Here is a 23,035-nt window from a genome sequence, read left to right as displayed (position 1 = left end):
ATGAACTGTTTTCAACCCTTAATGAAAGAAATTTGCATGAATTTATCAAACACACAGAAAAAGTTTTTAAAAGGTTTAGCTCATAAACTAAACCCAGTTGTACTATTAGGCCAAAATGGCTTAACCGAAGGCGTCTTAGCTGAAATAGAAAATGCTATCAGCCACCATGAACTCATTAAAGTCAAAGTAGCGACTGACGACCGAGAAACAAAGCAACTTATTATTGATGCAATTGCACGTGAGACTGAGTCTCTAGTACTTGCAAAAATTGGCCATATCGTTGTTTTATATCGTCAAAGTGAAGAAAAGAAAATAGAATTACCGCGTAAATAAACGGCTAACCTCTATTATAATAAAAAGCCCAGTAACTCTGGGCTTTTTATTATCTGTCATTTATTGCTAAGCAATATATTCAACTTTAATGATTTCATAATCAATCACACCGCCCGGCGTTGTAATTGAAATTTCATCATCTAAACTTTTACCTATTAAACCACGTGCAATAGGAGAGTTAATTGAAATTAGATTCTTTTTAATATCAGACTCATCATCGCCTACAATTTGATAAGTCACTTCTTCGTCTGTTTCTACATTAAGAATCGTCACTGTCGATCCGAAAATAACTTTGCCGTTATTAGCTATTTTGCTTACATCGATAATTTGAGCATTAGATAATTTAGCTTCAATGTCTTGAATACGTCCTTCACAAAACCCTTGTTGCTCACGAGCAGCATGGTATTCCGCATTCTCTTTTAAATCACCATGTTCACGAGCTTCAGCAATAGCATGTACTATTTCTGGACGTTTGACAGTTTTTAGCTCTTCTAGTTCAGCACGTAAAATATTAGCGCCTTTTGCTGTCATTGGATATTGAGTCATTAACAATCACCTTATTCTGTCTGTTTTTCATTAACTGTATTTAGAAAGGCAGCTATTTTACGCTAATTAACTAAGTTAGTCATTGATTATAGGAAAAATGCTTTGTGTATTGAGATATAGCTGTCGTTGTACAGCCAATGGCGTTTCGCGCCTTAAATTACACAATGATTGATAGATTGAAATAAGATTTAACGGTGAGTTATGTGAGCTTGATTGTTGATAAATAGGCATATCAGGCGCATCTGTTTCTAAAACTAAACTACTAAGCGGTAATTGACTTAATGTCGCTTTTGTTTTTTGTGCGCTAGGATGAGTGATCACTCCACCAATACCTAGTTTAAAGCCTAGCTTAATAAACTCTTTAGCGATTTCTTCACTACCAGAAAATGCATGATAAACACCACCGTAACTAAACTTAGCTTGTTTTAGTAAAGCTAATACTCGAGATTGAGTTTTCACTACATGCAGAATAACTGGTAATTTCAAAGACTCCGCAATGGCAAGTTGTGCTAAAAATACTTTTTCTTGGAGCGCTGGCGCGGTATCTATCAATTTATCTAAACCAATTTCTCCTAACGCGACACACTTATTATTTTCACTGGCCAGCGTTTCAACCAATAAAGAAGTTAACAATAATAGATCTGCGTCCTCAAAAGTGTTTAAGAAATGAGGATGAATACCTAATGCAAAATAGATATTCTTATAGTCAGCCGCTAATTTAATGATCTCAGGCCAACGACTTTTATCTGTCCCGGGAACAATCACTTGGTTGATTTTCACTTCGGCAAGTTGCTGCATTAATGAAGCACGCTCAGCTTTAAAACAATCGAAATTCAGATGGCAATGGCTATCAACAAACATATCTCACCTTTTAAAGTAAACTAATACAACAGGTATAAAAAAAGCGCCCGTAGACGCTTTAATCATATCATTATTTGCTGATATTAATGTTCGCGTGTTTTACGGAAACGTACATCAGGATAACGCTCAATCGCTAGATTTAAGTTCACCATAGTCGGTGCAACATACGTTAAATTATTACTGCCATCTAATGCTAAATTATCGTACGCTTTTTTCTCAAACTCAGCCATTTTAATAGGATCATCACAATCAACCCATAGCGCAGTTGCTACGCTGATCCCTTCGTAGATCGCATCTACTTTATATTCTGATTTTAAGCGTTGTACAACTACTTCAAACTGCAGCACACCAACAGCACCAACAATTAAATCATTGCTGCGTAGAGGACGGAATACTTGCACTGCGCCCTCTTCTGATAATTGCATCAAACCTTTTAATAATTGTTTCTGTTTTAAAGGGTCTTTTAGACGAATACGACGGAACATTTCAGGTGCAAAGTTCGGAATACCAGTAAACTTAAGTTCTTCACCTGTCGTAAATGTGTCACCAATTTGAATCGTGCCATGGTTGTGTAAGCCAATAATATCACCAGAAAATGATTCTTCAGACGCGGTTCGATCACCAGCCATAAAAGTAACAGCATCAGAAATACTGACCATTTTACCAGTACGTACATGATGCATTTTCATGCCTTTTTCGTACTTGCCGGAACAAACGCGCATAAAGGCAATACGGTCACGATGTTTTGGATCCATATTCGCTTGAATTTTAAAAATGAAACCAGAAAAGGTTTCTTCAGTTGGTTGAACAATACGCTGAACCGTTTCTCTAGGAAGTGGTTTTGGCGCCCATTCCACTAATCCATCTAATACATGGTCAACACCAAAGTTACCTAATGCGGTACCAAAATAAACAGGTGTTAATTCACCAGCAAGAAACATGTCTAAATCAAACTCATTAGAAGCACCTAATACAAGTTCCATTTCTTCACGTAAATCTTCTGCGTGATTTGGCAGTACTTTATCCAACTCAGGGTTATCTAGCCCTTTAATAATACGTACTTCTTGAATCATATGGCCTTGACCTGATTCATATAAAATCACTTCATCGCGCAATAGATGATAAACACCTTTGAACTCTTTACCCATCCCAATTGGCCAAGTGATCGGCGCACAAGCAATATTAAGTACATCTTCAACTTCATCCATTAAATCAACTGGATCGCGTGTATCACGGTCACATTTGTTCATGAAAGTTATAATAGGCGTATCACGTAAACGCGTGACTTCCATTAGTTTGATAGTACGTTGCTCTACACCTTTTGCAGCATCAATAACCATCAAACAAGAATCTACTGCAGTCAAAGTACGGTAAGTATCTTCCGAGAAATCTTCATGTCCCGGTGTATCAAGTAAATTAACCAAACCATTATTGTAAGGAAATTGCATTACCGAAGTCGTAATAGAAATACCACGATCTTTTTCCATTTCCATCCAATCAGATTTTGCATGTTGACCTGATTTTTTACCTTTAACAGTCCCCGCTTTTTGTAACGCATTCCCGAATAAAAGTACTTTTTCAGTAATTGTTGTTTTACCCGCATCTGGATGTGAAATGATTGCGAATGTGCGTCTACAATTGACGGCTTCTAGAAACTTAGCGTCTGCCATTTTTAGTTTTCTCTTAATATCGACACAAGCATCTGTAAATGATGTGTCTCTTTATGCTTTGCGAAAATGAGTGGTTTATAAATTTGGCTGAACTATAACAAATTGAGACAATTAATTCATTTTCTATTACAGCTTAGCCATTAAATAATTCTAATCGGTCATTTTAACAAGCTTCTCTGAAACATGGGGTTTATTTTTAGCAAGAAACCACAAAGTGCCGCCGATAATACCAATGGAGAATTGAATAGTTGCAAGATTTTCAATCAAGGATTCAGGGCGTAATGAAACCAGCGTCATCCCTAATGCTCCACAAATCATGCTTGAAAATTGAATAATAGCAACCACTGAACCAGTATCTGTGTCCTGCTGGTCTAACATCAAATTCGTTCCGGGAATACGCATTGCAATAACACACAGAGTCGCTGGACCTGCGATAAAAGCAAAAAACCAAGGTGATAAATATCCAATGTTATAGGTGAGTAAACCGCAAACAATAAGCAGAACAAAACACAATGTAATTATTTTTTGAACAGAAACCAGCTTAGATAACTGAATATAAATAGTCGGCCCAAAAGACGCACAAAAAGCATTAAAGGCAAAAGCATAACTAAATTCTTGCTCTGTTAATCCAAAATCATTGATATAAATATAAGAGCCCGAAGCTAAGAAAGCCATTAACACCATAGGTACAATTGAAAAAATGCATAATAAAGAAACAAATTTAGGATTTTTCAATACTACGGCTAAGCGTCCCCATGAACGCAACATTGATCCAGAATAGCGAGACACCAAGGTTTCTTTGTAGCACAAAGCAAACAACCCAGTGAGTCCGCCAAAAATAGCTAACGCGACAAACATCATATGCCAAGAATAAAACTTTAATAAGAATGCCCCCAGCACAGGTGCAATCATAGGAGCAATGATCACTAATGACATGATCGTGGCCATGATTTTTTCACGCTCTCTACCATCAAAAAGATCTTTAACAATTGCAGTGGCCACAACAGTCACGGCACTACCACCAAAAGCTTGCAGAATACGAGACAAAATCAAAGACTCTACATTACTCGATAAAGCACAACATAAGCTCGCAATAACATAAACAGAAATACCTGTTAATAAAACGGGTTTACGGCCAAATTTTTCACTTAGCGGCCCCCAAAAAAGCAACCCGATAGCATAAGTTACAAAATAAGCACTTAATGTCAGATTTACCATGGTCTGATTAGTGTTTAATATTTCAACCATTGTAGGTAGTGCAGGTAAATAAAGATCAATGGTAAGGGGTGGAAAAGCACTAATAATGACTAAAAAAAACAAGGTGCCTGTTTTCCCTAATAGAGGTTGTTTTTGCTTCAAGTTGAGACTCCAGTAGAATTTTTAAGCTGTACAGGATACAGAGTAAAATTAAGAATTTATGATATTAATGATCTTTTAAATGAGTATTTTAACGCTATAGCGAATTACAATAAACGTTCTTTTTACCTGGCTATAGAATAACATCAAAAAGGTTAAATTCAGGTTAACAGTTAATACGATAGACAGATAAAAACAAAAACTAATCATGGTCACTTATTTCAACACTTAAAATAATGCATTTAAACAATACGCTTTAGAGCGTTCCTGTTAAAATGCTAATAATTATTCCAATAAGTAGGCTCCCAATGAAATTATTAGTGCGTAACCTTGCTAAAGCAACAACAGAAGAAAAATTATTAACCTTATTTAAAGAGCACGGTAGCATTCAATCCTGCAACCTTGTATTAGACAAAGAAACAGGTGCATCAAAAGGCTTCGCATTTATAGAAATGCCCAAAGTAGGCGAAGCGAAAGCGGCAATCAAACAATTAAACGGTTATAAATTAGCGGGTAATTTAATTCGAGTAAAAAAAGCGGAAGTGAAAAAAGGTGAAGAGCAAGTTGATGCCGCAACGGCAGAAGTAAAAGCGACACCAAAAGCAGAAAAGAAACAAACAATAGCAAAGCCAGAATCAGCGTCTGAAATGGTAGATACTAAAGACGTATGGGGTTCAGTAAAGGATTAATACTTTAGTTAATAAAGAAACAAAAAAAGAGGCGTAATGCCTCTTTTTTTATTGTCTAAACATTTTAAGTATTAAGCCAATGCTTGTTCAAAGTCTGCAATTAAATCAGCAGTATTTTCAATACCCACAGAACAACGGATCATGTTTTCACTAATCCCCATCTCTTGTCGTAACTTTAATCCCATCTCAAAATAAATAGTAGGCGCAACCGGCAAGGCTAATGTGCGGTTATCACCTAAGTGCGTTGCACTAATCACAAGATTTAGTTTATTTAAAAACTCGCAGCAATCGATACCATCAATGAGATCAAAGCTTAATAAAGCCCCAAAGCCATTGAATAATTCTTTTGCTCTTTGATGCTGAGGGTGATCAACCAATCCTGGGTAATAAACTTTCGCAATTTTGGGATGAGCTTGTAGTAATTCAGCAAGTGCCATTGTATTAACAGCCTGGCGATCCATACGAAGTTCCATGGTTTCACTACCAACTGAAATAAGATGTGCGCCTTGAGAGCTTAAACAAGCCCCCATATCACGTAGCCCTTTTTTCTTAATTTGACTAATACCCCACAATTTACTGTCACCTTTACGGTAACCTTCATAAATATTTGGATACTTTTCCCAGTTAAATAAGCCAGTATCAGTCACTGAGCCCCCCATTGCGTTACCATGTCCAGCAACGTATTTTGACAATGAGGTAGTAATTAAGCTCGCTTTTACTTTACTTGCATTAAATAAGTAGCTTGATGTGATCGTATTATCAATCACATAAACCAAGCCTTTTTGTTCACAGAAATCACCGATTTCGACTAACGCACTTACTTGAGTAACAGGGTTAGCAATGGTTTCAACAAATACCATTTTTGTATTTACTTGTAAGGCAGTTTCCACGGCTTGAATATCAGTTGCATCAACTAAGGTCACCTCAATATCGTAACCTTGAAGTGTTGTTAATAATGAAGTTGTATTACCAAATAGAAAACGGCTACAGATTAAATGGTCGCCCGCTTTTAATAGCGTTAAAAAAGTAGCAACAATCGCTGACATACCGGAAGAGAAAACGGCAGTGGCAACACCATTATCAATTTTTTGAATTTTTTTACATAACGCATCTAAGGTAGGAGTTGAAGAGCGAGCATAAGCATGACCCGGCTGCCCTTGGAATACATCAATCAATCCTTGAACATCTTCAAAACCGTATGGCACAGAATTATGAATAGGCGCATGCACCGCTCCAGCTTCTAAACCTAATTGATGATCTGAATGCACGACCTTTGTAGTAAAACCTAACGCTGACATCTCAATTCCTTGCTTATAATCTAAATAATAATTTCTTTGATCTAAAATCACTTCAATTTGTGTACTATGCCTAATATAGTTGTTGTGAGTTAATATCACTTCAATTTGTCTATTATGCCTAATATAGTTACATATAGCATCATGCGTCTTAAGGAAATATGTTGAAATCAAATATATACAGTATTTTTGTTTTTGTAATTGGATTATGTTTTGCGTATCTAATTTCATTTCAATTAACTCAAAAAGAAAAACAGTTCCAACACCAGAACCTTAAAATTGAAAGTCAGGCAATTAAACATAATTTGCAAATCAAACTACAAGGTGATGCTGCACAAATTCTGCTCACAATTAATCGCTGGCGTAACATTGATGACATTAACCAATATTGGTTAAGTGATACAGACAAGCTTAAAAAAATTAATCCTTTTATTGAGGGTATAAAATTTTTTCCACTTACAGACTATAAAAAATTCAAATTGCCCTCTAATGATATAATCAATTCAGAATTAGAAAGCGATAGAAAAAGGCAGTTACGTAACCGAAGCCATTTGCCTTTAGACGCAGAAAAATTGAATTCAAGCCATGTTTATAGTGGCCGCATGAATCATACTTATGCAACTCAAAAAACATTTAATTTACAATTTCCAGTGTTAATAGAATCAAAAATAGTGGCTTACGTTGAAGTTTCGATGAATATAGACAAATTATTACGCCACAAAATAGATACCTTTCAAATAACAAAACCTTTTTCTCTATCTGAAGATGGCATGACTATTTTTAGTTCATTACCTAAAAATATGCATATTGACGATATTTTCGATAAATTTGATCTGACTATTTATGATCGCACATGGAAATTAACAATTTGGTCAAGTATCACCCCTAGAGATAAAGAGCTTTTCCTTATATTTACAGTGCTTATTTCTTTCTTAGCAGCACTAACGGTGAAGTTACTAAGTCTCTATTATCTAATGCAAAATAATATCAAAGAGAAAGAAGAAGAATTAAAGCGTATAGACGATGAATTTAAACATAGTGAAGCAAAGTTAATCCAATCAAATAAACTCGCTTCTCTGGGTGAAATAGCGGCAGGTGTTGCCCATGAAATTAATCAACCATTACAAGTCATTTGCATTCATACAGAAATGTGTCAGAACAACTTGTTACATGAAAATTATCATTTAGTGGAAAAAAGTTTTAAAGCAATAGTTAATCAAGTAGATCGGATTGAAAAAATAGTAAAACAAGTTGGTAGTTTTGGTAGAGATACAGAGCTTGATAATTATAAAGAAGAAAAAACATCAAGTATTTTTGATAATGTTATGGCAATCATCATTAACCAATATAAACAAGATGGTGTAGAGCTTAGACAAGTTATTCCCCCCTCTCTTCCTGCTTTATTTTGTAATAAAATACAAATTGAACAGGTACTAATCAATTTATTGATTAATGCAAAAGACTCAGTTGAAACATCAAGAAATAAAATTGTGTTTATGAAAGCACATGTACAAAAAAATAATTTATATATACAAATATCGGATACGGGTTGTGGTATTGATCCTACTAAGATCAATGAAATATTTACTCCTTTTTATACGACTAAACCATTAGGTAAAGGAACTGGCTTGGGGTTATCGATAAGTTATTCAATCATTCATCAGCATAAAGGCGACATAAAAGTAACCAGTGAAATAGGCAAAGGAACAGTCTTTACAGTTAGATTACCACTTTTATAAAACCTAAAGACTACGGAGAATGTAAAGAAAAACCGCATATTAGCTATGTGGTCATAACTTAGTTAACAATTTCAATATGTTATTAATTAGTCTTTTAGTTATACCGATTGCGTTAAATATGTTATTTAAATTTTACGAAGAAAAAACAGTTCAATTCAAGGCGTAAATTGACGCCTTCCAAAGGTTAACCCTCTATCTACAGTATGAAGTAAAACACTTTAATACTTTAATGGCTGTTCTCTTTACGATATCTTCAAAATAAAAGTATAACGAAGAAGTGGGCTGTTTTAGTCAGTAAAATAGATAAGATACTTATCGTGATTGGTATTAGATGAGGATGAAATTATAAGATTGGAAGCTGTAGGGATTTACTTTATTTTAGGCATAAAAAAAGGCAAGTCAGTAACCCACCTTTTTTTCAATCAGAATGAGCATTAAATGCTCATCGAAGCAATATTAAAGAGCTACGATGTTTTCTGCTTGAGGACCTTTTTGACCTTGAGTTACAGTGAACTGTACTTTTTGGCCTTCAGCAAGAGTTTTAAAACCAGTGCTTGCGATAGCAGAGAAATGTGCGAAAACGTCAGGGCCGTTTTCTTGCTCGATGAAACCAAAACCTTTAGATTCGTTGAACCATTTAACTGTACCAGTAGTAGTAGACATGTGTATATCCTAATAATTTTTGAGTAATTTTTAACCTTGAAATCAAGGCAGTTGGCTAGAAGTGTTGCTATTACTTATGATGTATAGGATTCGGTACATTAATACGGAACAAAGTACATAAATATAAAACGAACTTTCAAGCTAAAAAATATTATATATAGGTTTAAAAGCGTGTCAATAGCTATTTAGTCAAAATATAAAAAAAACATTAAAAATTTACATGTAAACATAAAAACTCTTTATTAATCAAACCATTATTAACAATAAATTTTTAAAATTAATTCTCACTGTTTAATTTATGATATGATCAAGACAACATAACAGGGGGTGATATGACAATTTGGATAGATGCTGATGCTTGTCCAGTATCAGTAAGAGAAATGGTATTAAGGGCAAGTGATAGAACTCAAACAGCACTTGTTTTTGTTGCCAATTCCCCTTTGCCAGTGAAAAGAACAGCGCTAGTAAAGACAATACAAGTATCGCAGGGTTTTGATGTCGCAGATAATTACATAAGCCAACATGTTGAATTAAACGATCTTGTTATAACACAGGATATCCCACTTGCCGCAGAGCTTGTGGAGAAAGGCATTATCGCGCTAAACCCTCGAGGTGAATTATATACAGCAGATAATGTAAGACAACGCTTAGCTATGCGTAATTTAGCTGAAGAATTACGTAGTGTAGGTCAGATTAGTGGCGGGCCGAATAAATTTTCCGACAGAGATAAACAAAATTTCGCCAACTCATTAGATCGTTGGTTACAAAAAGCAAAAAGGTAGTGTTTTCACTACCTTTTGTCATCAAAAGTAAGCGTTCCAAACCTTTAAATAATTCGAGTCTCTGCTTGTAACTTTTGTGTGCGTAATGCTTTTGCTTCTTTTTCTTTTCGGTTATCGCATGGTTCTGGGCAATCACATTCTTTATCGATTCCAACCGACGCTAATCCCCCACAACTACCGCCAATTGTCTTTTGATTTATAATATAACCAATAGACATGCCGACAATAACTAACAGAAATACTATAAATGTAGCCATAAAATAGATCATATTATTCCTCTACAAAGAATGGTTCAAATTCAGGAGTAAATAACTCTTTAAAGCTATCACCTTGCTTAACTAGTAAAAACACAGGCTGCTTTAACTTAGCCGCAAATGCAAAACCTTTTTCAGGCCCTAAAACAGTAATTGCAGTTGCTAAACCATCTGCAACCATACTGCTTTTATCAATCACAGTAACAGAAACTAGTTTATGACTGATAGGCTTGCCAGTGCTTGGGTCAATAGTATGTGAATAACGAATACCATCAAATTCAAAATAATTACGATAGTCCCCAGAAGTAGCAATCGCATTATCACCTATGTTCAATAAACGCTGAACATTCTGCCCTAACCCTGGACGTTCGATAGCTAAAGTCCAATCTTGATTATTTAACTTAGTACCTTGAACTCTAAGCTCTCCGCCAATATCAACCAAGTAATTGGTAATGCCCTTTTCAGAAAGCAACTCAGCGACACTATCGACACCATAACCTTTAGCAATAGATGACAAATCAACATAGAGCTCTGGTTTACTCTTAATTAATTTATTACCTTGTATGGATAAGTATTGACTCCCCACTTTTTGTTTAGTTCTTTCTATTAATGCATCACTAGGTACTTTATATGGTTTTTTATCTGGACCAAAGCCCCACAAATTGACCAATGGCCCCACAGTTACATCAAATGCACCGCCAGTTTGCTCATAGAGAGACAATGCTTTTTTAACGGCTTTGATGGTTGCATCTGAAACTTCATAAGAATCAGAGCTTTTATTAAATAAAGATAATTCTGACTGAGGACGATAGGTCGACATTTGGTCATTAACCAATTCTAACTGCTTATCAACCTCTACTTGTAATTGCTTCTCTAATAATGCTTTTTGCGCTAACTGCTCATCTGATAAAACATATTTAATATGATAGTAAGTGCCCATAGTTTTACCCTGAAATTGCAATAACTGCGATTCAGGTTTTGAACACGATGAAATAAAAAAGGCTAACCCTACTAAGGCTAGCCATTTAATTGATGAGTTAAACATCAGGGTTAACCGCCAAAGTCATCAAGTAAGATGTTTTCGTCTTCTACGCCTAAATCTTTAAGCATAGCGATTACAGCAGCATTCATTACTGGAGGACCACACATGTAGAACTCACAATCTTCTGGAGCTTCATGATCTTTTAAATAGTTCTCGAATAAAACATTGTGAATGAAGCCAGTGTAACCATCCCAGTTATCTTCAGGTTGTGGGTCACTCAATGCAACATGCCATTCAAAGTTTTCATTTTCAGCAGCGATTGCATCAAAATCTTCAACATAGAACATTTCACGTTTAGAACGCGCACCGTACCAGAAACTTGCTTTACGTTTTGTTTTTAAGCGACGGAATTGGTCGAAGATATGTGAACGCATTGGCGCCATACCAGCACCTCCACCAACAAATACCATTTCATTTTCAGTTTCTTTAGCGAAGAATTCACCAAATGGACCTGAAATTGTCACTTTATCACCAGGCTTCAAACTAAAGATGAACGATGACATTTTACCACATGGTAAAGACAGATCACGCGGTGGCGGCGTAGCAATACGCACGTTAAGCATGATAATCCCTTCTTCACCAGGGTAGTTAGCCATTGAATAAGCACGGATTGTCTCTTCATCAACTTTTGATTCTAAATCAAAGAATTTAAAGTGTTCCCAGTCGCCACGGTACTGTTCTTCAATATCAAAATCTTTGTATTTGATATGATGAGCAGGCGCTTCAATTTGAATGTAACCACCCGCTTTAAACGGTACTGATTCACCATCAGGAATTTGCAATTTAAGCTCTTTAATGAAAGTCGCTTCGTTACCATTAGAAATAACAGTACATTCCCACTTCTTAACACCAAAGATTTCTTCTGGTAACTCGATGTCCATGTCTTCTTTAACATTAACCTGACAAGATAAACGTTCACCATCATTTGCTTCACGTTTAGTAATGTGATCAAGTTCAGTAGGCAGAATATCACCACCACCAGATTTAATTTTCACACGACACTGGCCACAAGTACCACCACCACCACATGCAGAAGAAACAAATACGCCAGCATTCGCTAATGCACCTAGTAACTTACCACCGGCTTGGGTTTTAATGCTTTTATCAGCATCGTCATTAATAGAAATTGTAATATCACCCGTGCTTACAAGTTTTGCTTTTGCCGATAAAATAATAACGACCAAGGCTAAAACGATAATTGTAAACATGGCAACGCCGAGAAATATTTCCATCGACCTTTTCCTTGTTTTGAGGGGGAATCAACTCCCCCGAATTCATCTAAGCTAAAACAATAATAGTTACAGCTGGATACCAGAAAATGACATAAAACCTAACGCCATTAAACCTGCAGTTACAAATGTAATACCTAACCCACGTAAACCATCAGGCACGTCAGAGTATTTCATTTTTTCGCGAATACCTGCGAGAGCAACAATTGCAAGTGTCCAACCCACACCACTACCAATACCGTAAACCGCAGACTCAAGTAAGTTATACTCACGTTGAACCATAAACGATACACCACCAAAGATGGCACAGTTAACAGTAATAAGCGGTAAGAAGATACCTAACGCTTGGTATAAAGATGGGAAGTACTTATCTAATACCATTTCCAAGATTTGCACTAAAGCAGCAATAACACCGATAAAAGTGATAAAGCCTAAAAAGCTTAAGTCCGCTTCAGGAAATCCAGCCCAACCTAATGCACCAGGTGCTAATAAGTTGAAGTAGATAATTTGGTTAACAGGTACCGAAATACCTAATACCACGATAACCGCGATACCAAGACCCATAGATGTTTTAACTTTCTTTGATACAGCAAGAAAAGTACACATGCCTAAAAAGAAAGCGAGTGCCATATTTTCCATGAAAATAGAACGCACAAATAAACTAAGATAATGTTCCATTCAAATTACTCCTTTGGCTCAACTTGCTCTGGTTTAATTGTTCGAATTGCCCAGATAATGCCACCAATAATAAAGAAAGCACTAGGAGGTAATAATAATAGACCATTGCCTTGATACCAGCCGCCATTAGAAATTAACGGTAAGATTTCAAATCCAAATAATGCACCTGAACCAAATAGCTCACGGAAACCGCCTACTAACACAAGGATAAGGCCGTAACCTAAACCATTACCGATACCATCCATAAAGCTTGCAAATGGTTTGTTTTTCATTGCAAATGCTTCTGCACGCCCCATTACAATACAGTTTGTAATGATTAGGCCAACATAAACAGATAACTGCGTAGATAAACCATATGCATATGCACGAAGTACTTGGTCAACTAAGATAACTAACGAAGCAATAATAGCCATTTGCACGATGATACGCACACTGTTAGGAATATAGTTACGGATCATCGAAATGAACAAGTTAGAGAATGCTGTTACAAACAATACCGCTAACGTCATTACAACAGCCGTTTCTAACGTTGCTGTTACCGCTAATGCAGAACACACACCTAGAATTTGCAGTGCAATTGGGTTATTGCTTACTACGGGAGAAGTTAATACTTCTTTTAATTCACTTGATTTAGCCATTGTTTAGCGCTCCTTCACGAACTTTGCTAAGAAATGGACCAAACCCTTGCTCACCTAACCAGAAAGTAAAGGTATGCTCAACACCAACACTAGTTAGTGTTGCGCCAGATAGCCCATCAACTTCATGCTTAGAACCAGCAGCAGCTTGTCCTTTAACAATTTTAATAGCAGGGTTTCCATTGGCATCAAATAACTCTTTACCAACAAAGAGTCCACGCCAGCGAGGATTTTGAACTTCACCACCTAACCCAGGTGTTTCACCTTGGTCATAGTAAGTAATTGCATCAATGGTATTGCCGTCAGCTTTAATGGCAACAAATGCATACATTGTTGACCATAAACCAGCGCCATGCACAGGTAAAATAATGCGTTGCAATTGACCATTATCATCAGAGACTAAATAAACAGTCGCTAAGTTTGCACGTCGACCAATTTTAGCAATATTTTGATCCGCAGTTAGTTTAATACTAGTAGCAGGATCTTTTGCTGCTTTACGTTGGTCGTAAGCACTTGCGTCAACATCTGTCGCAAATTCCCCCGTTGCTAAGTCAACTAATTTAGTTTCGATATTAGACGCAAAGATTTCTTTCACGCTTTTATCTGTCTTTAAACCAGCTACCGCAAGGATATTACTTTGCTTATCGATTTCTTTATTAGCAATCTGCATTGGGCGCAAGCCAACGGCTGCCCCTGCAACGATAATTGAACAAACTAGACACACTGCTAGTACAACAATCATCGTTTTACCGAATGTTTCCTGTTGATTAGACATTACGAGCTAGCCTCCGTTTGATATTCCCTTGTACAACAAAGTAGTCGAACAACGGTGCAAATAAGTTAGCGAATAAAATAGCTAACATCATACCTTCAGGGAAGGCAGGGTTTACAACACGAATTAATACAACCATTAAGCCGATTAAACCACCGTAGTACCATTTAGCTTTATTAGTAAATGAAGCCGATACCGGGTCCGTTGCCATAAAGATCATACCAAAGGCAAAACCACCCATTACCAAATGCCAGTACCAAGGTAACTGGAACATATGGTTAGTATCACTACCAATCACATTAAATAACAAAGAGGTTGCAATCATACCGAGCATCACACCAGAGATAATTCTCCATGAAGCAATCCCAGTGATCACAATAAAGGCACCACCAATTAAGATAGCCAATGTAGACACTTCACCAACACTACCTTGCATGTTACCAATGAAGGCATCAAACCAAGATAAGTTTGCTTGTACCGCTTCTAATCCACCTTGAGACATCACACTTAATGATGTGGCACCAGAGAAGCCATCTACCGCAGTCCAAACCGCATCACCAGAAATATCTGTAGGGTAAGCAAAGAAGAGGAAAGCACGACCAGCTAAAGCAGGATTTAAGAAGTTACGGCCAGTTCCACCAAAGATTTCTTTAGCAACAACCACACCGAAAGTAATACCTAACGCGACTTGCCATAAAGGAATCGTTGCAGGTACGATCAATGCAAATAAAACAGATGAAACGAAGAAACCTTCATTTACTTCATGTTTACGCACACTTGCAAATAACACTTCCCAAAATCCACCGACAACAAAAGTCACTGCATAAATAGGTAAGAAGTAAGCAGCACCGTAAAGGAAGCTATCAAAAATACTTGCGCCTGAACCTAAGGTCACTCCCAGCGTATTTAATAAAGCAACGCGCCAATCATCTAAAGCAGAATAACCCGCTATGATTGCTTCATTTGCTTGTACACCAGTGTTGTACATGCCATAAAACATAGCTGGAAAAGTTGCTAACCATACAAAAATCATCATGCGTTTAAGGTCAATACCATCACGTACGTGAGTAATTCCTTTGGTCACATAACCAGGAGTATAAAAAAATGTCGCAGCAGCTTCATACAGAGCGTACCATTTTTCATAACGGCCCCCTGCTTCGAAATGCGGTTCCATTTTTTCAATTAAGCTTTTAAGACCCATTGTTAGCCTTCCTTCTCAATTTTACTTAGACAATTACGTAAGATTGAGCCGTATTCATATTTGCCAGGGCAAGCATAAGTACATAATGCTAAATCTTCTTCATCTAATTCTAAGCAACCTAACGTTTGTGCACCGTCAGTATCACCGACGATCAAGTCGCGTAATAATACTGTTGGTAGAATATCAAGTGGCATCACACGCTCATATTGACCGATTGGTACCATTGCACGATTACTACCGCCAGTAGTGGTAGTAAATGCAAACTTCTTAGCGCGATTTAACGCAGATAAGAATACGCGTGCAACAGAGTGTTTATTTAAACCAGGAGCTCCCCAGCCAAATAACTCTTTCTCATAACCTTCAACTAACGCTGAAATTTGGTTATGGTAACGGCCTAAGTATGCGTGCGGGCCGACAGCCGTAACACCACATAATACAGAGCCAGAGATCACACGCACTTGACCTTCAACTAATTCACCAGCAGTTAATTCAACAGTAGAGGCGCCCATAACAGTACGCACTAAACGGGGGGTTGAAACAGCAGGACCAGCTAGAGAAATGACCTTCTCACTGTAAAGTTCACCTGTTGTAAATAACTGACCAAACGCAATCACGTCTTGGTAATTAATTGACCAAACTTGCTTCGTTGCCGAAACAGGATCAATAAAATGGATATGTGTCCCTGCTAAACCAGCTGGATGAACACCAGTGAAGACTTTCTCTTCAACATTGCTCACTTCAGACTTAGGTAATGCGATTTTGCCTTTACAGACATACACTTTACCAGCAGTTAACTTAGATAATAACGCTAAACCATCTGTGAAAGCCTGTCGGTTATTATTAATAATAAGCGGAGCATCAGCAGCTAATGGGTTAGTATCCATTGCAGTAACGAAAATCGAAGCGGGTTGTGCATCAATTGCAGGTACTTTACTAAATGGACGAGTACGCAATGCAGTCCACGCACCAGATTCCACTAGAGTATCAACAACTTGACTGCGCTCAAGACTTGCTAGCTGGTTACTTTCGTACTTAGTAAATTGAACTGAATCATTACCTTGCACAGATATAACAACAGACTGCAATACTCGCTTAGCACCACGATTAATTTCTTTAACTACACCAGACGCAGGAGCGGTAAAATGCACACCTTCATTTTTCTTATCAGAAAAAAGAATTTGTCCTTTTTTTACAACATCGCCGACTTTAACAGCCATTGATGGACGCATACCAACGTATTCTTCACCCAGTATAGCAACTTCAGAAATGGCTGGGCCATTTTGAATAACTTGCTCTGGAGCCCCTGATATTGGGAGATCCAGTCCTTTTTTTATAGTAATCATATTCTCTTGCACTATGTTACGGAAAGATAGGTTAGATGCCTTTCGGCAAAAAATATTACATGTAATAATTTAAAGTTAACAAACGATTAACATGCACACTAATAAATTCTTGCAAATATTAACATTAGAGAGGGGTTGATTACTATCTCAAATAATAATTGAACGGTAGTTAGTTCAAACTTTTATTGAAATCATGTAACAAAATATGGAACTCTCGTTAACAAATGCTCGAATTGATTTTTTCAATACTTTAATATTATTCGTTATAGACCAAAGTATTTTTGTGGTTTTTCAATTATTTACTGCCACCCATACATTGTGCTGAATCAGGTGATATATTATTTTTTTCCGCCCACTGTACAGGCGTATAAGTATGCATTGCTAACGCATGAACAGGACCCGCTAATTCTTCAGCTAACACTTCATTAACTAAACGATGACGCATAATTAAACGTACACCTTCAAATTCTTCACATACGATAGTGACTTTAAAATGAGTCTCAGAGTTAGCCGGAACCGAGTGGTTGTGGCTCTCATTTTCAACACTTAAATAATCCGTTTTAAAGCGAGCATTCAATTTATCTTGTATTGTGTTTTGGACGATCATATAACCTCAGAAAATAGTATTGTGGAAAATTTTCCTTACAATAACAAAGGCAAGTATAATGCGATAGACTCTTTTAACGTAAATAACTATTAGCACTTTAATACTATAAAGGTGAAAAACAATCCGTGTCTGAACCATCTGATCTTAGTGTAGGCCTTACTGGCACATTTCCTTGTTCTTATTTAGATGAACAAGAAGAACAATTGATCATGCTTATTGATCCAGAAGTTCATGCTCCCCAACATTACCTTTCATTAATGGCAATAGGATTTAGGCGCAGTGGCGACCAAGTGTACCGTCCTCACTGTCCAAACTGTAACGCCTGTGAGTCCTTGCGTATCTCGCCGGCAGAGTTTGTACTATCCAAAAGCCAAAAGCGTTTATTAAACAAAAACAAACATTTTAACGTTAAGCAATCAAACCAAATTAAATCCAATTACTTTCAATTATACGAACGTTACATTAATAAAGTTCACCGTGATGGTGTTATGTACCCTGCAAGTTTAGACCAATTTGAATCTTTTATGGCATGCGCTTGGGGAAATGTTCAATTTATTGAGATCTATGACGAAGAAAAGTTAATTGCAGTGAGTGTCACAGACCAATTAGAAAATGCAACAAGTATTGGATGGAGTGCATTTTATTGTTTTTATGATCCCGACTATACAATTCATTCATTAGGTAAATATGCCGTTTTGCAGCAATTAAAACTCGCGAAAGAACAAAATATTACCTTTTTATATCTTGGTTATTACATTCATAACTGCCAAAAAATGAATTATAAAAACCAATTTAATCCACATCAGCGCTTTATAAACCAGCAATGGGTGACCTTTGATTAGAAATTCAGTCCAATAAATAAACAACAATCCTTTACCAGTCAGGATAATTCTGGCATTATGCGCCGATAGAAATTAGCACTACTTACCTATACAAAGGATCCATCGCCAATGGCAAAAGAAGACAGTATTGAAATGCAAGGCACTATCTTAGATACACTGCCTAATACAATGTTCCGTGTGGAATTAGAAAACGGTCACGTTGTTACTGCACATATCTCAGGAAAAATGCGTAAAAACTACATCCGTATTCTAACTGGCGATAAAGTGACAGTTCAGCTTACACCTTACGATTTATCAAAAGGTCGTATTGTATTCCGAGCTCGTTAATTCGCCGGAAACTACCTGACTTTAATCAAGTCATAAAAAAACCAGCTTAATGCTGGTTTTTTTAAATTTAAAATTTAATGCCATCGGCATTAGTAAAAACTAATTACTCATTTCTAGTTTCTTTTCATTCTTCTTGTTATCTTTTCCGTCATTATCCATATATTTAAATTCAATCTCATCGCCTTTTTTGTTCAACTTAACATGAACTACCCCACCATTTTGTAGGCAACCAAATAAGATTTCATTCGCTAATGGTTTTTTCAGTTTATCTTGGATCAAACGTCCCATTGGGCGAGCACCCATCGCTTTGTCATAACCATTTTCAGATAACCAATCACGCGCTTTATTATCGACTTCTAAAGAAACTTGTTTCTTATCTAACTGAACTTGTAATTGAACAATAAACTTATCAACCACTTGGCTAACCACTTTAAGATCTAAATGATTAAACCAAATAATATTATCTAAGCGGTTTCTAAACTCAGGAGAGAAAATTTTATTAATCTCATCCATGGCTTTAGCGCCCTCTTTCTGCTCTTTAAAACCAATACTTTGTTTAACCGTTTCTTGTACACCCGCATTTGTTGTCATCACAAGAATCACATTTCTGAAATCGACTTTACGGCCATTACTATCAGTTAACGTCGCATGGTCCATCACTTGTAATAAAATGTTGTACACATCTGAATGCGCTTTTTCTATTTCATCTAACAACACAACAGCATAAGGATTTTTTACTACCGCATCAGTTAATAAGCCTGCTTGCTCATAACCAACATAACCAGGAGGAGCACCGATTAAGCGAGACACAGTATGTTTTTCCATGTATTCAGACATATCAAAACGTAATAACTCAATACCTAAGGCTTTTGCTAACTGTTGTGTTACCTCTGTTTTACCAACCCCCGTTGGGCCAGCAAATAAGAAAGAGCCGACAGGTTTACTTTCATCGGATAAACCAGAGCGATTTAAATGAATCGCATCGGTTAACGCATCGATAGCTGTATCTTGACCAAAAACAGTCATTTTTAAACGTTGATGTAATTTACCAAGCGCTTCTTTATCTGAGCTTGAAACTGATTTTTGTGGAATACGTGCAATCTTAGCAATAATGTTTTCAATATCAGTTACACCGATTGTTTTTTTACGTTTACTCACAGGTAACAAACGCATTTGCGATCCCGCTTCATCAATCACATCAATGGCTTTATCTGGCAGATGACGATCATTGATATATTTAGCACTTAACTCTGCAGCTGCAATTAACGCTTTATTGGTGTAACGAATATTATGATGCTCTTCATAACGAGAACGTAAGCCCAATAGAATTTGCCCTGTTTCTTGAACTGATGGCTCAAGCACATCAATTTTTTGGAAACGACGTGCTAATGCATGTTCTTTTTCAAATATTTGCGCAAACTCTTTGTAGGTTGTTGAACCAATACAACGTAATTTACCACCCGTTAATAATGGTTTTAATAAATTAGCTGCATCTAACTGCCCACCTGTCGCAGCACCAGCGCCGATAATGGTATGAATTTCATCAATAAACAACACCGCATTTTCTTGCTCTTGAAGTTTATTCAACACCGTTTTAAAACGTTGCTCAAATTCACCACGGTATTTTGTACCCGCTAATAGAGCGCCCATATCTAATGAATAAATAATATTATCAGCAATCACTTCAGGCACATCTTCATTAACGATACGATATGCCAAGCCTTCCGCGATAGCCGTTTTACCAACGCCAGACTCACCCACTAACAATGGATTGTTTTTACGGCGACGACATAGAATTTGAACACAACGTTCAAGTTCTTTTTCACGCCCAATTAAAGGATCAATAAAACCAGCCTGTACTTGATCATTTAAATTGATAGTGAAAGGCATTTCGTCACTCTCTTGAGCATCTTCAGCATGAGAATGATCTTCGATTTGTTCAAATGAAATACTGTCAGAATGTTTCTCAACACCATGAGAAAGGTAGTTCACCACATCTAAACGCGACAAATGTGATTTTTTAAGGAAATAAACGGCTTGTGATTCTTGTTCGCTAAAAATAGCCACCAGCACATTAGAAGCGCCGACTTCAGTATTACCCGAAGATTGCACATGGAAAATAGCGCGTTGCAATACACGTTCAAAAGCAATAGTTGGTTGAATATCTAAAGCTTGGGTTTTGATTTCAGGAACATGGGGATAAGAATTTAAAAATTCACTTAACTCAATATGCAAAGACACCACATCAACAGAGCAAGCGGCTAATATTTTTTTAATGTCTTCATGCTCTAATAAAGCTAATAACAAATGCTCCAGCGTCATAAATTCATGAGATTTTTCATAAGCGATACGGAAAGCTAAATCGAGACTATTTTCTAAAGATTTATCAAGCATAGAGACTCCTTAGGAGAACGAGATTATAAATACAACAATGCGATGGCTAACTCTCTTTTTCCATCGAACATTTCAAGGGATGTTCATTTTCTTTAGCGTAATTAGTTACCTGCATTACTTTTGTTTCAGCAACTTCAGCAGTAAATGTACCGCAAACTCCGATACCTTTATAGTGCACATTTAACATCACTTCCGTAGCGGCTTCACTATCTAATCGGAAAAAACGTTGTAATACATCAATAACAAAATCCATGGGTGAATAATCATCATTGTGTAACAGTACATTATACAATGACGGCGGCACTATCTCTGTTTCTTGTGACTCGATGGTAGTCGACTCATTTTCTGATTGTGGGGGATTACGATCACTCATTTTTTAATTTAATCTTCATTTACTTGATTGGGTATTATCCCTCTCAAAGTTTAGTACTGATAATAAAAGCCACTGACATCAACAGTGCTAATAGATAAATCAAGATAAGTACTTTCTCAGAACAATTCACAAAAGCAAAGTACTATCAATATACGAATTGAATTAAAACTTAGATCGGTATTATTTCAATTCCTATAAATATAAGAGTAAAGCCTAAGCTTGAAATGTGCAATATTCTGAGAGTAAAAAGCAAAAATGCTGTGAAGTGATAATAATTTTGATTAATAATTAAACGTTATCGGGGTTAGATTAATTAAAAGCTCAATTTTAAAGAGTAAAAAACCCTAATTAAAGGGTTTCTGAATAGATTGACATAATCGTTTTAATTTAAAAAATTAAATTTTATTGTTCTTCTAATTTCATTTTTAAACGATTTTGTACCACTTCTACTAATGCATCAGGTTGGAATTTAGATAAGAAATCATCGCAACCTACTTTCTTAACCATGGCTTTATTAAAATCACCACTTAGTGAAGTATTTAACACAACAAATAAATCAGACATTTTAGGATCTGAGCGAATTTGCTCTGTTAACTTATACCCATCCATTTGCGGCATTTCTGCATCGGTGATCAACATTAGGATCTCGTCTTTTACATTTTTACCTTCATTGATCCAATTCTTAAGCATATTTAAAGCTTCGAGCCCGTTTTTAGCAGGAATGATCTCTACGCCAAGTTGCTCTAATGTTCTTGCTACTTGATTTCTTGCGGTTGAGGAATCATCGGCATGAAGAATTTTTCGGCCTACAAATTCTGCTTTAATTTCTTCATCAACAATACCTTCTGAGATTTCAATTTTATAATCTAAAATTTCAGCCAATACTTTTTCAACGTCAATGATTTCAATTAACTCTTCTTCATCGCCCTTTCTCTTCAGTTTAGTAATAGCAGTTAAATAATGATGGCGGCCTACCGTTGCTGGCGGCTCCATAATTTCACCCCAAGTCATATTAACAATATGATCAACCTTACCCACTAAAAAGCCCTGAACCGTACGGTTATATTCAGTAATAATCAGGTTAGATTCTTCATCAGGTACTAACGCTTGCATACCGATAGCGGCTTTTAAGTTAATCACAGGGATAGATTCACCACGAATCGTTGCTACACCATCAATATTAAAATGAGAATTAGGTAACTTAGCAAGTTTTGGCAATTTAACTACTTCCTTCACTTTAAATACATTAAGTGCAAAAAGCTGGCGCCCAGATAGATGAAAGAGTAATAATTCTAATCGGTTCTCACCAACTAGATTAGTACGCTGATCAATCGTATCCATTAAATTAGCCATATTGATATCCCTTTAAACTTTAAAAACTATAAGAATGGTAAGTCTAGCTCG

24 protein-coding genes are annotated in these 23,035 nt (G+C 36.5%); 6 read left to right on the top strand and 18 right to left on the bottom strand.

The window, feature by feature from the left end:
- Nucleotides 1-36: 36 nt before the first annotated feature.
- Nucleotides 37-333 carry a ribosome assembly RNA-binding protein YhbY gene (yhbY, locus tag E2R67_RS12275; RefSeq protein WP_134291252.1) on the top strand — a complete coding sequence of 99 codons (297 nt, stop codon included), beginning with the start codon at nt 37-39 and terminating at the stop codon, nt 331-333.
- A gap of 66 nt (nt 334-399) precedes the next feature.
- On the opposite strand, the gene greA is transcribed toward yhbY, so the two are convergent.
- From greA to E2R67_RS12255, 4 genes are all read right to left on the bottom strand, one after another.
- Nucleotides 400-879, bottom strand: a complete 480-nt coding sequence (greA, locus tag E2R67_RS12270) for a transcription elongation factor GreA (RefSeq protein ID WP_134291251.1) — start codon at nt 877-879, stop codon at nt 400-402.
- A gap of 75 nt (nt 880-954) precedes the next feature.
- Nucleotides 955-1,740 carry a TatD family hydrolase gene (locus tag E2R67_RS12265; protein WP_134291250.1) on the bottom strand — a complete coding sequence of 262 codons (786 nt, stop codon included), beginning with the start codon at nt 1,738-1,740 and terminating at the stop codon, nt 955-957.
- Between the two features lie 83 nt (nt 1,741-1,823).
- The gene (gene prfC / locus E2R67_RS12260) at nt 1,824-3,410 is read right to left on the bottom strand and encodes a peptide chain release factor 3 (RefSeq protein WP_134291249.1); all 1,587 of its coding nucleotides are present in this window, start codon (nt 3,408-3,410) and stop codon (nt 1,824-1,826) included.
- 150 nt (nt 3,411-3,560) lie between these two features.
- The gene (locus E2R67_RS12255) at nt 3,561-4,769 is read right to left on the bottom strand and encodes a multidrug effflux MFS transporter (protein ID WP_134291248.1); all 1,209 of its coding nucleotides are present in this window, start codon (nt 4,767-4,769) and stop codon (nt 3,561-3,563) included.
- Between the two features lie 305 nt (nt 4,770-5,074).
- On the opposite strand from E2R67_RS12255, the gene E2R67_RS12250 reads away from it, so the two are divergent.
- A complete protein-coding gene (locus tag E2R67_RS12250; protein WP_134291247.1) occupies nt 5,075-5,455 on the top strand; it encodes an RNA recognition motif domain-containing protein in 381 nt (126 codons plus the stop codon).
- Between the two features lie 71 nt (nt 5,456-5,526).
- Here the strand turns inward: E2R67_RS12250 and E2R67_RS12245 are convergent, their stop codons facing one another.
- A complete protein-coding gene (locus tag E2R67_RS12245) occupies nt 5,527-6,753 on the bottom strand; it encodes a cystathionine gamma-synthase family protein (protein WP_134291246.1) in 1,227 nt (408 codons plus the stop codon).
- Between the two features lie 161 nt (nt 6,754-6,914).
- Here E2R67_RS12245 and E2R67_RS12240 point away from each other — a divergent pair, with 161 nt between their 5' ends.
- Complete coding sequence (locus E2R67_RS12240; RefSeq protein ID WP_166739381.1) at nt 6,915-8,489, top strand: sensor histidine kinase; 1,575 nt, start codon at nt 6,915-6,917, stop codon at nt 8,487-8,489.
- A gap of 456 nt (nt 8,490-8,945) precedes the next feature.
- On the opposite strand, the gene cspE is transcribed toward E2R67_RS12240, so the two are convergent.
- Nucleotides 8,946-9,152, bottom strand: coding sequence for a transcription antiterminator/RNA stability regulator CspE (gene cspE / locus E2R67_RS12235; RefSeq protein ID WP_019613006.1), 207 nt, complete (start codon nt 9,150-9,152; stop codon nt 8,946-8,948).
- Between the two features lie 332 nt (nt 9,153-9,484).
- On the opposite strand from cspE, the gene E2R67_RS12230 reads away from it, so the two are divergent.
- On the top strand, nt 9,485-9,934 hold the full coding sequence (locus tag E2R67_RS12230) for a YaiI/YqxD family protein (protein ID WP_134291244.1): 450 nt from the start codon (nt 9,485-9,487) through the stop codon (nt 9,932-9,934).
- Nucleotides 9,935-9,978: 44 nt separating this feature from the next.
- Here the strand turns inward: E2R67_RS12230 and nqrM are convergent, their stop codons facing one another.
- The 9 genes from nqrM to E2R67_RS12185 form a co-directional block, all read right to left on the bottom strand.
- The gene (nqrM, locus tag E2R67_RS12225) at nt 9,979-10,191 is read right to left on the bottom strand and encodes a (Na+)-NQR maturation NqrM (protein WP_445177043.1); all 213 of its coding nucleotides are present in this window, start codon (nt 10,189-10,191) and stop codon (nt 9,979-9,981) included.
- Between the two features lie 13 nt (nt 10,192-10,204).
- The gene (locus E2R67_RS12220) at nt 10,205-11,233 is read right to left on the bottom strand and encodes an FAD:protein FMN transferase (RefSeq protein ID WP_134291242.1); all 1,029 of its coding nucleotides are present in this window, start codon (nt 11,231-11,233) and stop codon (nt 10,205-10,207) included.
- A 5-nt stretch (nt 11,234-11,238) separates the two neighbouring features.
- Complete coding sequence (gene nqrF / locus E2R67_RS12215) at nt 11,239-12,462, bottom strand: NADH:ubiquinone reductase (Na(+)-transporting) subunit F (RefSeq protein WP_134291241.1); 1,224 nt, start codon at nt 12,460-12,462, stop codon at nt 11,239-11,241.
- Between the two features lie 66 nt (nt 12,463-12,528).
- Nucleotides 12,529-13,137, bottom strand: coding sequence for an NADH:ubiquinone reductase (Na(+)-transporting) subunit E (nqrE, locus tag E2R67_RS12210; RefSeq protein WP_134291240.1), 609 nt, complete (start codon nt 13,135-13,137; stop codon nt 12,529-12,531).
- A 5-nt stretch (nt 13,138-13,142) separates the two neighbouring features.
- Nucleotides 13,143-13,775 carry an NADH:ubiquinone reductase (Na(+)-transporting) subunit D gene (locus E2R67_RS12205; RefSeq protein WP_134291239.1) on the bottom strand — a complete coding sequence of 211 codons (633 nt, stop codon included), beginning with the start codon at nt 13,773-13,775 and terminating at the stop codon, nt 13,143-13,145.
- The gene (locus E2R67_RS12200) at nt 13,768-14,547 is read right to left on the bottom strand and encodes a Na(+)-translocating NADH-quinone reductase subunit C (protein WP_134291238.1); all 780 of its coding nucleotides are present in this window, start codon (nt 14,545-14,547) and stop codon (nt 13,768-13,770) included. Before E2R67_RS12200 ends, E2R67_RS12205 begins: the two co-directional genes overlap by 8 nt.
- Nucleotides 14,540-15,745: an NADH:ubiquinone reductase (Na(+)-transporting) subunit B gene (locus E2R67_RS12195; RefSeq protein WP_134291237.1), complete on the bottom strand. Its 1,206-nt coding sequence runs from the start codon at nt 15,743-15,745 to the stop codon at nt 14,540-14,542. The genes E2R67_RS12200 and E2R67_RS12195 overlap by 8 nt, the downstream gene beginning before the upstream one ends.
- Nucleotides 15,746-15,747: 2 nt before the next feature.
- On the bottom strand, nt 15,748-17,088 hold the full coding sequence (locus tag E2R67_RS12190; protein WP_134291236.1) for a Na(+)-translocating NADH-quinone reductase subunit A: 1,341 nt from the start codon (nt 17,086-17,088) through the stop codon (nt 15,748-15,750).
- Nucleotides 17,089-17,383: 295 nt separating this feature from the next.
- Nucleotides 17,384-17,695: a BolA family protein gene (locus E2R67_RS12185; protein WP_134291235.1), complete on the bottom strand. Its 312-nt coding sequence runs from the start codon at nt 17,693-17,695 to the stop codon at nt 17,384-17,386.
- A 125-nt stretch (nt 17,696-17,820) separates the two neighbouring features.
- On the opposite strand from E2R67_RS12185, the gene E2R67_RS12180 reads away from it, so the two are divergent.
- Both E2R67_RS12180 and infA read left to right on the top strand, forming a co-directional pair.
- A complete protein-coding gene (locus E2R67_RS12180; RefSeq protein WP_134291234.1) occupies nt 17,821-18,537 on the top strand; it encodes an arginyltransferase in 717 nt (238 codons plus the stop codon).
- A gap of 108 nt (nt 18,538-18,645) precedes the next feature.
- Nucleotides 18,646-18,864, top strand: coding sequence for a translation initiation factor IF-1 (gene infA, locus E2R67_RS12175; protein WP_007419779.1), 219 nt, complete (start codon nt 18,646-18,648; stop codon nt 18,862-18,864).
- A gap of 99 nt (nt 18,865-18,963) precedes the next feature.
- On the opposite strand, the gene clpA is transcribed toward infA, so the two are convergent.
- The 3 genes from clpA to E2R67_RS12160 form a co-directional block, all read right to left on the bottom strand.
- Nucleotides 18,964-21,258, bottom strand: coding sequence for an ATP-dependent Clp protease ATP-binding subunit ClpA (gene clpA / locus E2R67_RS12170; protein WP_134291233.1), 2,295 nt, complete (start codon nt 21,256-21,258; stop codon nt 18,964-18,966).
- A 46-nt stretch (nt 21,259-21,304) separates the two neighbouring features.
- The gene (gene clpS, locus E2R67_RS12165; RefSeq protein WP_134291232.1) at nt 21,305-21,631 is read right to left on the bottom strand and encodes an ATP-dependent Clp protease adapter ClpS; all 327 of its coding nucleotides are present in this window, start codon (nt 21,629-21,631) and stop codon (nt 21,305-21,307) included.
- 402 nt (nt 21,632-22,033) lie between these two features.
- A complete protein-coding gene (locus tag E2R67_RS12160) occupies nt 22,034-22,984 on the bottom strand; it encodes a chemotaxis protein CheV (protein WP_134291231.1) in 951 nt (316 codons plus the stop codon).
- Nucleotides 22,985-23,035 lie beyond the last annotated feature (51 nt).

This window comes from Psychromonas algicola (assembly GCF_004378355.1).
GTDB lineage: Bacteria > Pseudomonadota > Gammaproteobacteria > Enterobacterales > Psychromonadaceae > Psychromonas.
This window is presented reverse-complemented; position numbering and strand designations above follow the sequence as displayed.

Coding starts and splice junctions, on each gene's coding strand:
- E2R67_RS12190 (WP_134291236.1), bottom strand. CDS start 17,088: ATGATTACTATAAAAAAAGGACTGGATCTCCCAATATCAGGGGCTCCA.
- yhbY (WP_134291252.1), top strand. CDS start 37: ATGAATTTATCAAACACACAGAAAAAGTTTTTAAAAGGTTTAGCTCAT.
- E2R67_RS12185 (WP_134291235.1), bottom strand. CDS start 17,695: ATGATCGTCCAAAACACAATACAAGATAAATTGAATGCTCGCTTTAAA.
- E2R67_RS12200 (WP_134291238.1), bottom strand. CDS start 14,547: ATGTCTAATCAACAGGAAACATTCGGTAAAACGATGATTGTTGTACTA.
- nqrE (WP_134291240.1), bottom strand. CDS start 13,137: ATGGAACATTATCTTAGTTTATTTGTGCGTTCTATTTTCATGGAAAAT.
- nqrM (WP_445177043.1), bottom strand. CDS start 10,191: ATGGCTACATTTATAGTATTTCTGTTAGTTATTGTCGGCATGTCTATT.
- E2R67_RS12160 (WP_134291231.1), bottom strand. CDS start 22,984: ATGGCTAATTTAATGGATACGATTGATCAGCGTACTAATCTAGTTGGT.
- infA (WP_007419779.1), top strand. CDS start 18,646: ATGGCAAAAGAAGACAGTATTGAAATGCAAGGCACTATCTTAGATACA.
- E2R67_RS12245 (WP_134291246.1), bottom strand. CDS start 6,753: ATGTCAGCGTTAGGTTTTACTACAAAGGTCGTGCATTCAGATCATCAA.
- E2R67_RS12265 (WP_134291250.1), bottom strand. CDS start 1,740: ATGTTTGTTGATAGCCATTGCCATCTGAATTTCGATTGTTTTAAAGCT.
- E2R67_RS12250 (WP_134291247.1), top strand. CDS start 5,075: ATGAAATTATTAGTGCGTAACCTTGCTAAAGCAACAACAGAAGAAAAA.
- prfC (WP_134291249.1), bottom strand. CDS start 3,410: ATGGCAGACGCTAAGTTTCTAGAAGCCGTCAATTGTAGACGCACATTC.
- E2R67_RS12205 (WP_134291239.1), bottom strand. CDS start 13,775: ATGGCTAAATCAAGTGAATTAAAAGAAGTATTAACTTCTCCCGTAGTA.
- greA (WP_134291251.1), bottom strand. CDS start 879: ATGACTCAATATCCAATGACAGCAAAAGGCGCTAATATTTTACGTGCT.
- E2R67_RS12195 (WP_134291237.1), bottom strand. CDS start 15,745: ATGGGTCTTAAAAGCTTAATTGAAAAAATGGAACCGCATTTCGAAGCA.
- clpA (WP_134291233.1), bottom strand. CDS start 21,258: ATGCTTGATAAATCTTTAGAAAATAGTCTCGATTTAGCTTTCCGTATC.
- E2R67_RS12230 (WP_134291244.1), top strand. CDS start 9,485: ATGACAATTTGGATAGATGCTGATGCTTGTCCAGTATCAGTAAGAGAA.
- nqrF (WP_134291241.1), bottom strand. CDS start 12,462: ATGGAAATATTTCTCGGCGTTGCCATGTTTACAATTATCGTTTTAGCC.
- clpS (WP_134291232.1), bottom strand. CDS start 21,631: ATGAGTGATCGTAATCCCCCACAATCAGAAAATGAGTCGACTACCATC.
- E2R67_RS12220 (WP_134291242.1), bottom strand. CDS start 11,233: ATGTTTAACTCATCAATTAAATGGCTAGCCTTAGTAGGGTTAGCCTTT.
- cspE (WP_019613006.1), bottom strand. CDS start 9,152: ATGTCTACTACTACTGGTACAGTTAAATGGTTCAACGAATCTAAAGGT.